This is a genomic window from Actinoplanes nipponensis, assembly GCF_016862275.1.
Lineage (GTDB): Bacteria > Actinomycetota > Actinomycetes > Mycobacteriales > Micromonosporaceae > Actinoplanes > Actinoplanes nipponensis.
In genome coordinates this window covers 85655-98198 of record NZ_BOMQ01000059.1, presented here as the reverse complement: position 1 = coordinate 98198, position 12544 = coordinate 85655, and the positions used below count along the sequence as shown (strand labels likewise).

Here is a 12544-nt window from a genome sequence, read left to right as displayed (position 1 = left end):
GCTAGCGCCTGCTCATCCACTGTGGAGAGGCGACTTTCCGACACTTTTGGCGAAGAAACTGCAGTCCCGCAGCCGCCCGGACGGGTCGGCCGCGTAGCCGGGGACGATGCCGTAGCGGTGCCAGCCGGCGGCGGCGTACAGGCGTTCGGCGGCGCTGGCCGTCTCGGTGTCGAGCAGCAGCAAGGTGATGCCGGCGGCCGCGGCGGCCTCCTCGGCGGTGGCCAGCAGGCGGCGGCCCAGCCCGTGACCCCGCGCGTCGCGGCGCACCATGAGCTTGACGACCTCGGCGCGGTGCCGGGCGTTCGGCTTGTCCGGGTAGGCCAGGCTGACCGTGCCGGTCACGCCGGCCGGGCCGGTGGCGACCCACACGGCGAGGGCGCCGTCCGCGACCGCGGCGGCCCGGGACCGCCACCAGCCGGCGGCGGCCGCGTGGTCCAGGTCGTCCAGGAAACCGACCGAGGCGCCGTCGGCCACCGCGTCGACCAGCAGGCCGGCCAGCGCGGGGAGGTGCTCGGCGAAGTCGGCGGCGGTGAGCCGGGTGATGGTCACGGCAGCACCACGAAGACGGCGTAGCGCACCGGGCCGGGCCCGGGGTTGCGGAAGCGGGTCGGACCCCAGAGCCGGAACCGCAGGCAGTCGCCCGCTTCCAGGCGGTGCGGGGTGCGGTCGTCGGTCAGCTCCAGGCACCCGTCCAGGACCCAGACGTGCTGTTCGAGGCCGGTCACCGGCGGCGCGTCGTAGCCGATGTCCGCGCCGGCGTCGAGCACGCCCTCGATCAGCTCGCCGCGCAGGCCCGCGTGCGGCGGGGAGACGCCGCGGCGGGTGAAGCCGGCGGACCCGTCGCGCCAGAGCGCCTGGTCCGCGGCGCGGACCACGGCGGGCGGCTCGGCCTCGACCTCGGCCAGCAGGCGGGACATGGTCCGGCCGTACGCGGTGCAGAGCTTGCCGAGCAGCGCGGCGGTCGGGCTGATCTCGCCGCGCTCCAGCCGCGACAGGGTGGACCGGCTCACCCCGGTGCGGGCGGCCAGGTCGTCCAGCGACCAGCCCCGGCCGACCCGCAGTTCGGCGATGCGGGAGGCCAGCCGGGCGTCGAGCTCGTCTCTCATATCCGGGATGCTATCCCAGATATGGTCAGTCCTCGCGCTCGGCCTTCAGAGCCCGGCGGCTGGCCGCGTCGTTGGCCCGGCCGATCGCCTCAACCAGTTCCTCCTTGGTCATCCGGGACCGGCCGCGCACGTCGAGCCGCTTGGCCACCTCCAGCAGGTGCTTCTTGCTGGCGTTGGCGTCCACGCCGCCGGCCGTCGGCCGGTTCGTGTCCACCCCGCCCGCCGCCTGGGCGTCGCTGGGTCCGCGCTGCTCCTTGGGCTCCCAGTGGTCGCCGACCTTCTCGAACGAGTGCTTCAGCGACGACAGCGCGGTGCGGTGCGCGCGTTCGCCGTCGCCGTACTGCTCGACGGCGCTGTCCAGGGTCTCGGCGTACGTGTCCTGGGCCTTGCGCGGCGACCGCTTGATGGTGCTGGGCAGGTTCTCGCGTGCGGGCATACCACCCGGGTTCCCGCCCGCCGGCGGGGCGAAACTAGTCCTTCAGCAGGTCGAGCACGGCCTGCTCGGCGGGCTCCTGCGGGTCCACGGTCTCGCCCTTCTCGAAGCTCTCGACCACCCGCGGGTCGACGTAGGAGCTGCGGGCCACCGCCGGGGTGTTGCCGAGCAACTCGGCCACCTCCTTCATGGCGTGCGCGACGGCCTTCTTGCGCCCGGTCTTCGTCTCCTGCGGCCCGGCGGCGGCCAGCTCCTCGGCCGCCTTGACCGTGCCGTGCCAGGTCCGGAAGTCCTTGGCGGTCATCTCCTCGCCGCTGATCTCCCGCAGGTAGGCGTTGACGTCGTCGGCCCGGATCTCCCGCCACCGCCGCGCCGCCGGATCCCAGTACGCGAACAGCCGCTGCTTGCCCCGGCGCCGCCGCTTCAGGTCCCTGAGCACCTGGCAGACCTCGCCGTCCTCCACCGGGTTGGCGTGCTCGACGCCGGACTTGCCGGTGAACTCGAGCACCACGCAGCCGCCGCGTACCCGCACGTGCTCGGGCAGCAGCGTGGACAGCCCGTAGGAGGGGTCCTCGTCGCGGCGGGCGTACTGGTCGCTGCCCACCCGGAACATGCCCATGTCGAGCAGGCGCGCCACCGCCGCCAGCACCCGGTCCCGGGTGAGGCCGCGCCCGCTCAGGTCCGCGCACAGCCGGGACCGCAGCTCCGGCAGCCGCTCGGCGATCTCCAGGGCATGCTCGAACTTCTTCTCGTCGCGGGCGGTCCGCCACCGCGGGTGGTAGACGTACTGCTTGCGCCCGGCGGCGTCCTGACCGGTGGCCTGGATGTGCCCGTGCGGGTCGGTGTTGATCCACACGTCGGTCCAGGCCGGCGGGATGACCAGCTCCTTGATCCGGGCCAGCGCCTCGGGATCGCGCAGCGTCGTGGCGCCGTCGGTGTCGAGGTACCGGAAGCCCTTGCCGGAGCGGCGCCGGCCGTAGCCGGGCTGGTCGAGCCGGCTACGCCGCAACCGCATGGCGCGCCTTCTCCGCCTCGTCCGCCGCCGCGAGCACCTCGTCGACGCCCACCCGCAGCAGCGCCGGGTGCACCCCCGGCTCCATGCTGTCGCCGCGCTCGGCGCGGGCGCCGTGCCAGATCGCCCGGTGGTACGCCCGGTCCGCCGGCGGTCCCCAGCGACGCGGCGGCACCGGCCCGAACAGCACCACCGACGGCGTGCGGTAGGCCGTGGCCAGGTGCGCGATCCCGGTGTCGCCGCTGACCAGCAGCCGCGCGTGGGCGACCAGCGCGGCCAGCTCGTCGAGCCCGGTCCGGCCGGCCAGGACGGCGGCCGGCGGCAACCCGGCGTCGCGCGCCACCGCCAGCGCGAGCTCCCGCTCCCCCGCCGAGCCGGTGACCACCACCTCGTGGCCCCGGGCGGCCAGACCGCGGGCCACCGCCGCGAAGCGCGGCCAGCGGCGCGCCGGGCACTTCGCCCCCGGATGGATGATCGTGACCCCGCGCGGCGCCCCGGCCCCGGGCACGGCCAGGGACAGGTCGGCGGCATCCGCGCGGACCCCGTAGTGGCTCAGCAGCCGGCACCAGCGTCGCACTTCGTGCTCCTCCTCGGCCCAGGTCGGGCCGTCGGGATGCCCCGCCGCGGCGCAGGCAAACGCCCACAGCTCCCCCGGCGCCAGCGCCTGCAGCAGCCGGTGCGACTCCGGCCCGCTGCCGTGCAGGTTCACCGCCAGCTCGGGAGCCGGCAGCGCGGGTGGCGCCGCCAGCCCGTCGGTGGCCACGATCCGGTCGACGCCGCCGATCAGCTCGATCAGCGGCGTCAGCCAGGCCGGCGCGGCCAGCGCCAGCGTCCGGTCCGGGAAGGCGGCGCGCAGGGCGCGCAGCGCGGGCACGCCCGCGGCGAGGTCGCCGACGCCGAGGGCGCGCAACACCAGGATCACGGGTACGACGTCTCCTGCTCGGCCGCGACGATGAGCTCCCGCACCGCGCACCCGGCCGGCTGGGTCAGCGCGAACATGATCGCGCTCGCCACGTTCGCCGGGTCGTTGAGGATCGCGTCCGGGCCGGGCTTGTACTGCTCGTCGCGGTCGTCGAAGAACTTCGTCCGCATGCCGCCGGGGATCAGCAGGGTGACGCCCACCTGACCGGCCAGTTCCGCGGCGAGGGACCGGGTGAAACCGACGACGCCGAACTTCGCCGCGCAGTACGCCGTGGCGTCGCCGACCGCCTTGATGCCCAACGTGGAGGCGACGGTGACGACCGTGCCGTGCGACTGCTTGAGGGCCGGGATCGCGGCCCGCACCACCGCGGCGGTGGCCAGCAGGTCGATCATGACGATCCGGTCCCAGGTCTCGCCCGGGATGTCGGCCAGCGCGCCCGGCACGTCCATCCCGGCCGCGGTGACGACACCGTCGATGCTGCCGCCGGCCTGCTCGATCGCCTGCCGGGTGGCGGCCTCGGCGGCCCGGGTGTCGGCCAGGTCGCACTCGACCCACGGCACGCCCTCGGCGGGCGGCTGCCGGTCGATGACGAACGGGCGGCCGCCGGCCTTGAGCACGGCATCGACGACGGCGGCGCCCAGGCCGCTGGATCCGCCGGTGATGATGACAGCGTCGGTCATGAGGGTCCTTCCGAGTGGCCGCGCACGGCGGCGATGGTCCGGGTGGTGGAACGGCCGTCCAGGTACGGCACGATGACGGTCTGGCCGCCCCAGCGGTGCATGAGCTCGGCCTCCGGCAGGTCCGGCCCGCCGTCGGCGTAGTCGCCGCCCTTGACCCAGAGGTCCGGGCGCAGCCGGGCCAGCACCGCCTCCGGCGTGGGCTCGTCGAAGACCACGACCGCGTCCACGCAGTCGAGGGCAGCCAGCAGCCGGGCCCGGTCGCCCTGCCCGGTGAGCGGCCGGTCCGGGCCCTTCAGGGCGGCGACACTGGCGTCGGAGTTCAGGCAGACCACCAGGCAGTCGCCCAGCTTGCGGGCCGCCTGCAGGGTCGCCAGGTGCCCGATGTGCAGCAGGTCGAAACAGCCGCCGGTGGCCACGACCGTGCCGCCCTGGGCGCGCACCCGGCTGATCACCCGGCTCGCCTCCTCGGCCCGGCGGTCCGTCTTCTCCTCCGGCGGGGCCAGGGCGACGGTCACGCCGCCGGCCGCCACGTACTCGGTGGCGGCCACCACCGCCTGCTGTACCGCCTCGGACACCAGCGCGCCGCCGGCCAGGGCCAGCGCGGCGGTGGCGGCGAACCGGTCCCCGGCGCCGCAGGTGTCCCCGTCGGCGGCGCCCGGAGCGGGCACGACCAGCGGCGTCGGGCCGGCGTGACACAGCACGGCCCCGTTGGCGCCGACCGTCACCGCGACCGCGCCGGCCCGCCAGCGCTGCCGCAGTTGCTGCCCGGCGCGGTGCACGGTGCTCAGCATCGGCCCCGACCCGGCGTCGTCGGCGAGCTTGCGGACCTCGGCCTCGTTCGGGGTGACCAGGCGCACGTTGGGCACCGGGGCCGGCCCGTTGGGGTGCGGGTCCCAGACCACCGGCGCCTTGGCCTGCTGCAGGGCGGCGCGCAGCCGCGGGTTGCGGGCGACCCCCCGGCCGTAGTCGCTGACCAGGATCGCCGACGCGTCGCGCAGCACGGCCAGGGCGGCCTCGCTGGGGTCGCCCGGGGCCACCGGGGCGCCGCCGCGGTCCAGGCGTACGAGCACCTGCCCGTCGGCCCGCAGCCGGACCTTCTCCGGCGTGGCGCCCGGCAGCGGCAGCGGGTAGACCGCGATGCCGGCGTCGGTCAGCAGCTCGCAGAGCCGGCTGCCGGCCTCGTCGTCGGCGATGGCGGTGACCAGCGCGACGTCGTGGCCCTGACCGGCGGCCAGCAGCGCGGCCAGCCCGGCGCCGCCGGGGCGGTCCGTCACGGACTCCTCGTCGAGCACCGGCGCGGGCGCGTCCGGCGCGACCCGGCGCACGCTGCCCTCGACATCGCGGTCGAGCAGCGTGTCACCGACCACGACCAGCAGCGGGCCGCTCATGACGCGAGCACCGGCTGCATGCGCCGCACGGGTCGCGCCGGTGCTTTTCCCAGCACCACCGGCAGCGCCCGGTCCAGGTACTCGCACATCACGTGCACCGAGATCAGGTGCAGCTCCTGCACCACCTGGGAGTCCCCGGACGGGCAGCACAGCGCCTCGTCGCAGGCGTCGGCGAGCGGGTTCGGGCCCGGCCCGCACAGCGCCCAGCTGCGCACGCCGACCTCGCGGGCGGCGTCCGCGGCGGCGAGCAGGTTCGGGCTGCGGCCGCTGGTCGACAGCAGCATCAGCACGTCGCCCGGGCGGCCGTGGGCGCGCACCTGGCGGGCGAAGACCTCGTCGAAGCCGTAGTCGTTGCCGATCGCGGTGACCGCCGACGAGTCCGGGGTCAGCGCGATCGCCGACAGCGGCATGCGCTCGTCGCGCAGCCGGCCGACCAGCTCGGCGGCCAGGTGCTGGGCCTCGGCCGCGCTGCCGCCGTTGCCGGCGACCAGCAACCGGCCGCCGTGGCCCAGGTGCCGGGCCAGCTCGCCGCCCCAGCGGGCCAGCCGGTCCGCGGCCGCCGCCCGGTACGGCAGCAGGGCCGCGGCCATGCCGGTGAGGTGTTCGTCCAACAGGTCCATCAGGCGACTGCCTCTCGGGTCTGGTCCTCGGCCAGGGCGCGGCCGGTGACTGCGGCGTAGACGGCGGCGAGCCGGGTGGCCACCCGCCGCCACGAGTACGACTGGGTGGCCCGGTCCACGGCGGCGGCCGAGTACGAGAACCGCCGCACGTCGTCGGTGACGAGCCGGCGCAGCGCCGAGGACAGCGCGCGCGGGTCCCGGGCGGGCACCAGGTCGCCGGTGATCCCGTCGACCACGGTGTCGGTGAGCCCCCCGACGGCGGTGCCGACCACGGGCACCCCGCAGGCCATCGCCTCCAGCGGGGTCAGGCCGAACGGCTCGTACCAGGGCGCCGCGGCGAGCAGGTCCGCCGAGCGGTACCAGCGCGGCATGTCGGCGGCGGCCACCCCGCCGGCCAGGCGGACCCGGTCGCCGACCCGGCAACGCTCGGCGAGGGCGCGCAGCTTGCGGGCGTACGGGTGGTCGTCGAGCGAGCCGTCCGGCGGGCCGCCGACGATGACCAGCTCGGCGGCGGGCACGCCGGGCAGCGCGCGGATCAGGTCCTCGTAGCCCTTGCGCTCGACCAGCCGGCCCACGGTGAGGATGCGCGGCACGTCCGGGTCGCGGGGCTCGGCCGGACCGTCGGGGCGGAACCGCTCGATGTTGACCCCCGAGGGCACCAGCGCCATCTGCGAGCGGGGCACGCCCATCCGGAGCAGTTCCCGCACCTCGTCCTGGCACTGCACCACGACGCGGTCCACGACCCGGCCCAGCTGCCGCTCGTAGGCGACCCGGTGCGCCGGGCTGGTGTCGGCGGCGCCCTGGTGGCGGCGCTTGACCGTGCCGAGCGCGTGGTACGTCTGCACGACCGGCACGTCGCAGGCCCGGCCGGCCGTCACGGCGGCCAGCCCGCTCATCCAGAAGTGCGCGTGCGCGACGTCGGGCAGCCACCGCTCGCGCCAGTCGGCCGCCATGTGCTCGGCGAAGGCGCCCATGAACGGCAGCAGGTCGTCCTTGGGCAGCACGGCGGCCGGGCCGGCCGGCACGTGCACCACCTCGAAGCCGTTGGCCGCGACCACCCGGGGCTGCTCGGGGCTCTCCCGCCGGGTGTAGACGCGGACCTCGTGGCCCTGCGCCACCAGGGCCGCGGCCAGCTCGGCGACGTGCGCGTTCTGCCCGCCGGCGTCTACGCCACCGAGGGCGGACAGCGGACTGGCGTGCTCCGAGACCATCGCTATGCGCATGTCTCCTCCTCCAACAAGCGGTCCCAGTCCGCGAGGAACCGGTCGAGGCCGTAACGGGCGAGCGCCACCTGGCGGGCCCGGGTGCCGAGCCGGCGGGCCTGCTCGGGTTCGTCGATGAGCCAGTGGGCCGCCTCGACCAGCGTGTCGACGCGGGTGGCGAGCACGCCGGCGTCGTCCGGGACGGCGGCGATCGCCTCCGTCGTGGCCAGCGCGAGCACCGGCATGCCGATCTGCATCGCCTCGATCAGGCTCAGCCCCAGCGAGGTCCACCGGCACAGGTGCAGGTACGCCCGCCGCCGGGCGATCTCGGCGTGCATCCGCGCCTGGGGCGGGTCGTCGTACGGGGTGACGTCGTCCAGGCGCAGGCCGGCGACGCCCATGCCGTACACGTCCAGCGGGGCGACCGCCGCGAACCGCGGCATGAGGTCGGTGCCGGTGACCCGGTTCCGCCGTACCGGCTCGTTGGTGACCACCGCGAAGCGCTCCAGCTCGCCGGTCCAGCGGGCGGCCGGCTCCACGATGCCGTGCTCGATCACCGTGGTGCGGGTGCCGCCGACGTCCCAGAACAGGTCGTTGAAGTGGGTGACGTGGGCGATGACCAGGTCGTCGCGGTCGGCCATGGGGTGCCGGCTGTTGGGCACGTCGCCCTTGGGGGTGTTGTGCTCGACGTAGATCTTCGGCACGTCCAGGTGCGCGACCCGCTCGAGCTCCTCGGGGCGCTGCAGGACGACGACGTCCACGTCGCGCACGTCGGCGAGGTCGACCTCGGTGACGGTGGCCGGCCAGTCGAAGGTGCGGGCCCGGCCGCGGCCCCACTCGTCGCGGGCGTCGTTGACGGGCACGAGGTAGCGGTGCTTGCCCTGGATGAACGAGGTCGTCCAGGAGCCGTGCACGTGCCAGAGCAGGATGTTCACGCGGCTGCCTCACTGATGACGGGTACGGGGACACCGAGCAGGCGCACGGCGGCGACGACCTCGGCCGGGTCGACGCGGGTCAGGCACGGGTGGCCGGGCACGGGACAGACGGAGGCCCGGGTGTCGCGGCAGGCGGCGGCCGGGTCGCCGAGGCGCACGGCCGGCACCCGGTACGGACCCCACTGGCCGAAGGGAACGGTCGGGGCGTACAGGCTGACGACGGGCGTGCCGACGGCGGCGGCCAGGTGTGCCGGACCGGTGTTGCCGACCACCACGCAGGACGCCCCGGCGAGCAGGCCGGCCAGTTCGGCGAGGCTGGTCGGCCCGGCCGGTGTGCCGACGGCGGCCGCGAGGGCCTGCTCGCCGGGGCCGCCGGTGACCAGCACGCGGTGCCCGGCCTCCTCCAGCGCGACCACGACGGCCCGTACGGTCTCGGGCGGGCAGGCCCGCGCGGCCACGGAGGCCCCGGGATGCACGACGACGTAGTCACCGGCGACGCGGGGCGCGGCCGCGCGTACCCGCAGGGTCCCGTCGTCGCCGGCCGGCAGGGCGAAGCCGGCGGCAGCCGCGACCGAGCGGGCCCGCTCGGCCTCGGGCACCCCCGCCGGCACGCGGTGCCGCACATCCAGCAGCGAGCCGGGGTAGTCGTCGCTGATCGCGGTGATCCGGGCGATCCCGGCGGTGCGCAGCAGCAGCGCCAGCGGCAGCGCCGACTGGTGGAAGGAGGTGAACACGACCGCCTCTTCCGCGCCGGTGGCGGCCAGCCGGGCGACCAGGTCACCGGCGAAGTCCGGGCCGACCGGCGGCGGCTGCGGGTCGATCCACGGCAGCCGGGCCTCGATGATCTCGTCGACGCCGGGCAGCAGCTCGGCGGCGGCCCGCCCGCGCGGCCCGCAGAGCAGCACCACCCGGTCGGCGCCGGCGGCGACGGCCCGGATGCCCGGGCCGGTCAGCAGCACGTCCCCGGCGGAGTCGGAGCGCACGACCAGCACGGTGCCGCCGGGCCGGCGCGGCTCGGTGGGCGTCACCAGCGCCTGGCGTTGCAGGATCAGGTCGGCGGCCGCGGTCAGGTCGGCGGCCGTGGCGGGAGCCGCCGCGACCTCCGGGCGCAGGGTCACCGGGGTCGGCACCAGGATGCCGGTGGCCCCGGCCGCGCCCGCGGCGACCATGTCGCGGCCGATGTCGCCGACGACGACGCAGCGCGCCGGGGTGGTGCCGAGCGCCGCGGCGCCGGCCAGCACCAGGCCCGGGGCGGGCTTGCGGCAGCGGCAGCCGGCCGCGTCGTCGTGCGGGCACACCTGCCAGGTGTCGAACGGCCCGAGCAGCTCCTCGACGCGGGCGTTGACCGCGGCCAGCTGCGCCTCGGTGAAGAGGCCGCGGGCCAGCCCGGACTGGTTGGTCACCACGCCCAGGCGCAGCCCGGCGGCGCGCAGCCGGTCCAGCGCCGCACGGGCGCCGGGCATCGGCTCGACCCGGGCCGGGTCGCCGTTGTACGGGACGTCGACGACGAGAGTGCCGTCCCGGTCGAACAGGACGGCATCGAAGAGGGCGGTCACGGGGTCGTCCCCAGGGGCCGGGCGCCGCGCCAGCGGATCCAGCCGCGACACCAGTGCCCGACGGCCATGGGCGGGATCGCGGCGCTGGTGGCGAGCATGGTCACGACCTCACGGCGGTCGCGCGGCCCGGGCTTGATACGGGCCACCGCGAACTCGGCCGTGCCGGCGCCCCAGGCGGCCGCGGCGGCGGCGGCCACGGCCAGGGCGCCGCGGCGCCGGGTGAGCAGCGCGGTGAGCAGGCTTCCGGCGGCCAGGGCGCCCGCGGTGGTGACGGCCAGGTGCCGGCCGCGGCGGCCGGGCGGGATGTCCAGTTCGGTGCGCCAATGCCGGCCGTACAGGCGGCGCAGAAGCGCGTCGTCGGCGTTGCCCCGCTGGGTGCGCACGCTGACCCAGCGGTCCTCCGGGCGCACCGGATGGGTGACCGTGCGGCTGCCCCGCCGCAGCTCCCAGCCCGCGGCACGTACCCGGTGGGCCAGCTCGGCGTCCTCCCGGAACGCCCGCGGCAGCCGCTCGTCGAAGCCGCCGGTGGCCTCCAGCGCGGACCGCCGGTACGCCATGTCGGCGGTGATCCACGCGCCGTCGGCGAGCGCGGCGGTGACCCGTTCCCAGTCGGTCGGGCGCCGCCGCGCCGGCAGCGGCACCCGCAGCCGGCCCTGCACTCCCCCGACCGGGGCGGGCGCCCCGGTCAGGTCGGCGGCGAGCCGCGCGAACCAGTCCGGGTCCGGCAGCACGTCGTCGTCGAGGAACGCCACCCACTCGTGGCTCGCGGCGCGCCAGCCGACGTTGCGGGCGGCGGCCGGACCGGCGGCGCGCCCGGTGAGGACCTTCGCGTCGATGCCGGGCGGCAGGGCGAGCGGCTCGGCCCGCTCCGGGCGGTCGTCGACCAGCAGCAGCTCCACCGGCAGGGGCGCCGGGGCGGCGGCCAGGGCGCTCAGCAGGGCGGCGAGGCTGGGCCGGCCGAGGGTGGGCACGACGACGGAGACTCCGGTCATCGGCCGCCCCCGAAGGCCGCGGCGCGGTGCACGGCGAACGGCCCGAGGGCCAGCAGGTCCACCGGGGCGGAGCCGAACAGCTCCATCGCCTCGCGCGGGGTGTCCACCATGGGCCGTCCGGCCGTGTTGAGCGAGGTGTTGACCACCACCGGCAGGCCGGTGCGCCGCTCGAACTCGGCGAGCATCTCGGCCACCAGCGGCTCGGTGTCGGTGTGCACGGTCTGCACCCGGGCGGTGCCGTCGACGTGCACCACGGCCGGGATCCGGTCCCGCCACTCGGGCTTCACCCGGTGCACGAACAGCATGTACGGGCTCGGGTAGACGCCGTCGAAGATGTCGGCGAAGCGTTCGGCCCGCACCATCGGCGCGATCGGGCGGAACTGCTCGCGGCCCTTGACGTTGTTCATCCGGGTCTGGGTGTCGGGGTCGCCGGGGTGGGCCAGCAGCGAGCGGTGCCCCAGGGCGCGCGGGCCGTACTCGCTGCGTCCCTGGTACCAGGCCACGATGCCGTTGTCGGCCAGCACCCGGGCCGCCTCCGCGGCGATCGAATCGGGCCGGGTGTACGGCAGCGCCGCCCGCTTCAGCTCGGCCTCGAGCTCCTCGTCGCTCCAGCCGCGGCCCAGGTCCGCGCCGGTGAACGGCACCACCGGGCCGGCCTCGCGGGACACGCTGAGCGCGGCGCCCAGGGCGGTGCCGGAGTCGCCGGCGGCCGGCTGCACCCACACCCGCTCGTACGGGCCCTCGGCGGCGATCCGCGCGTTGGCCACGCAGTTGAGCGCGGTGCCCCCGGCCATGGTCAGCGTCTTCGGGCCGCCGGCGGCGTCGTAGGTCCAGCGGGCCAGGTCGAGCATGACCTCCTCGAGGCGGACCTGGACGCTGGCGGCGAGGTCGGCGTGCGCGTCGGTCATCTCGCCCTCGGCGCTGCGGGCCTTGGCCAGCGCGGACCAGTCGATGCGCTCGACGGTGAAGCCGCCGTCGTCGTTGGCGTGCACCAGCTCGCGCAGCAGCGGCAGGAACCTCGGGGTGCCGAACGAGGCCAGCGCCATCACCTTGTACTCGTCGCTGGAGTGCAGGAAGCCCAGGTGCCGGGTCAGGTCCTCGTAGAGCAGGCCGAGCGAGTGCGGCAGCCCCTGGCCGGCCAGCACGGTCAGCGCGCCGTCGCGGTAGACGCCGGAGAGGTGGCTGGCCACCTCGCCGCGGCCGTCGAGGACCAGCACCGCGCTGTCCTCGGGCACGGCCAGGCCGGCCGACGCGGCGTGCGCGACGTGGTGCGGGACGAAGCGGACCTGCTCGGGGTCCAGCCCGGGCAGGGCCGCGGCGAGGAACTGCGGCGCCCGCCGGGCGTAGTCGACCCGCAGGTGGTCCCACGGGTCGGCGAGGCCGAGATCGGCGGCGTCGCGGGTCAGGTTCGGGTCGAAGGAGTACGCGACCGCGTCCAGGTCGCCGGGCTGGAGCCCGGCCGTCTCCAGACACCAGGCGGCGGCGAGCTCGGGCAGCTCCCAGGCGGAGAACGGCACCGGTCGTTTGCCGTGCTTGCGGCGGCTGAACCGCTCCTCCTCCGCGGCGGCGACCACCCGGCCGTCGACGACCAGGGCGGCGGCCGGATCGTGGAAGATCGCATTGATACCGAGGACACGCATGGCAGGCCGGGTACCCGGGCCCTGAGGACTTATTCGCTTGGTCATCGACTTCTTCACG

13 protein-coding genes are annotated in these 12544 nt (G+C 76.1%); all 13 read right to left on the bottom strand.

The genetic code is table 11. The features are described from left to right. Positions 1–12 precede the first annotated feature (12 nt). From Ani05nite_RS24745 to Ani05nite_RS24685, 13 genes are read right to left on the bottom strand one after another with little or no spacing between them, the layout of a single operon-like run. Positions 13–549, bottom strand: a complete 537-nt coding sequence (locus Ani05nite_RS24745) for a GNAT family N-acetyltransferase (protein ID WP_203771951.1) — start codon at positions 547–549, stop codon at positions 13–15. After that, positions 546–1106 carry a helix-turn-helix domain-containing protein gene (locus tag Ani05nite_RS24740; protein WP_203771949.1) on the bottom strand — a complete coding sequence of 187 codons (561 nt, stop codon included), beginning with the start codon at positions 1104–1106 and terminating at the stop codon, positions 546–548. The genes Ani05nite_RS24745 and Ani05nite_RS24740 overlap by 4 nt, the downstream gene beginning before the upstream one ends. A 25-nt stretch (positions 1107–1131) precedes the next feature. Next, positions 1132–1542, bottom strand: a complete 411-nt coding sequence (locus Ani05nite_RS24735) for a ChaB family protein (RefSeq protein WP_203771947.1) — start codon at positions 1540–1542, stop codon at positions 1132–1134. Between the two features lie 34 nt (positions 1543–1576). Further along, positions 1577–2554 (bottom strand): DNA topoisomerase IB, encoded by a 978-nt coding sequence (locus Ani05nite_RS24730; RefSeq protein WP_203771945.1) that lies wholly within the window; start codon positions 2552–2554, stop codon positions 1577–1579. Further along, a complete protein-coding gene (locus tag Ani05nite_RS24725) occupies positions 2538–3473 on the bottom strand; it encodes a glycosyltransferase family 9 protein (RefSeq protein ID WP_203771944.1) in 936 nt (311 codons plus the stop codon). The genes Ani05nite_RS24730 and Ani05nite_RS24725 overlap by 17 nt, the downstream gene beginning before the upstream one ends. Next, entirely contained in the window at positions 3470–4153 is a 684-nt protein-coding gene (locus Ani05nite_RS24720; RefSeq protein WP_203771942.1) for an SDR family oxidoreductase, read from the bottom strand. Before Ani05nite_RS24720 ends, Ani05nite_RS24725 begins: the two co-directional genes overlap by 4 nt. Beyond that, entirely contained in the window at positions 4150–5541 is a 1392-nt protein-coding gene (locus Ani05nite_RS24715) for a PfkB family carbohydrate kinase (protein WP_203771940.1), read from the bottom strand. The genes Ani05nite_RS24720 and Ani05nite_RS24715 overlap by 4 nt, the downstream gene beginning before the upstream one ends. Continuing rightward, positions 5538–6161 (bottom strand): D-sedoheptulose-7-phosphate isomerase, encoded by a 624-nt coding sequence (locus Ani05nite_RS24710; RefSeq protein ID WP_203771938.1) that lies wholly within the window; start codon positions 6159–6161, stop codon positions 5538–5540. The genes Ani05nite_RS24715 and Ani05nite_RS24710 overlap by 4 nt, the downstream gene beginning before the upstream one ends. Beyond that, positions 6161–7384 (bottom strand): glycosyltransferase, encoded by a 1224-nt coding sequence (locus Ani05nite_RS24705; RefSeq protein WP_203771935.1) that lies wholly within the window; start codon positions 7382–7384, stop codon positions 6161–6163. The genes Ani05nite_RS24710 and Ani05nite_RS24705 overlap by 1 nt, the downstream gene beginning before the upstream one ends. Next, complete coding sequence (locus Ani05nite_RS24700) at positions 7375–8298, bottom strand: glycosyltransferase (protein WP_203771933.1); 924 nt, start codon at positions 8296–8298, stop codon at positions 7375–7377. Before Ani05nite_RS24700 ends, Ani05nite_RS24705 begins: the two co-directional genes overlap by 10 nt. Beyond that, the gene (locus Ani05nite_RS24695; protein WP_377881642.1) at positions 8295–9905 is read right to left on the bottom strand and encodes an HAD-IIIA family hydrolase; all 1611 of its coding nucleotides are present in this window, start codon (positions 9903–9905) and stop codon (positions 8295–8297) included. Before Ani05nite_RS24695 ends, Ani05nite_RS24700 begins: the two co-directional genes overlap by 4 nt. Further along, the gene (locus Ani05nite_RS24690) at positions 9851–10846 is read right to left on the bottom strand and encodes a glycosyltransferase family 2 protein (RefSeq protein WP_203771929.1); all 996 of its coding nucleotides are present in this window, start codon (positions 10844–10846) and stop codon (positions 9851–9853) included. Before Ani05nite_RS24690 ends, Ani05nite_RS24695 begins: the two co-directional genes overlap by 55 nt. After that, a complete protein-coding gene (locus Ani05nite_RS24685) occupies positions 10843–12486 on the bottom strand; it encodes a carbamoyltransferase family protein (RefSeq protein WP_203771927.1) in 1644 nt (547 codons plus the stop codon). The genes Ani05nite_RS24690 and Ani05nite_RS24685 overlap by 4 nt, the downstream gene beginning before the upstream one ends. Positions 12487–12544: the final 58 nt, after the last annotated feature.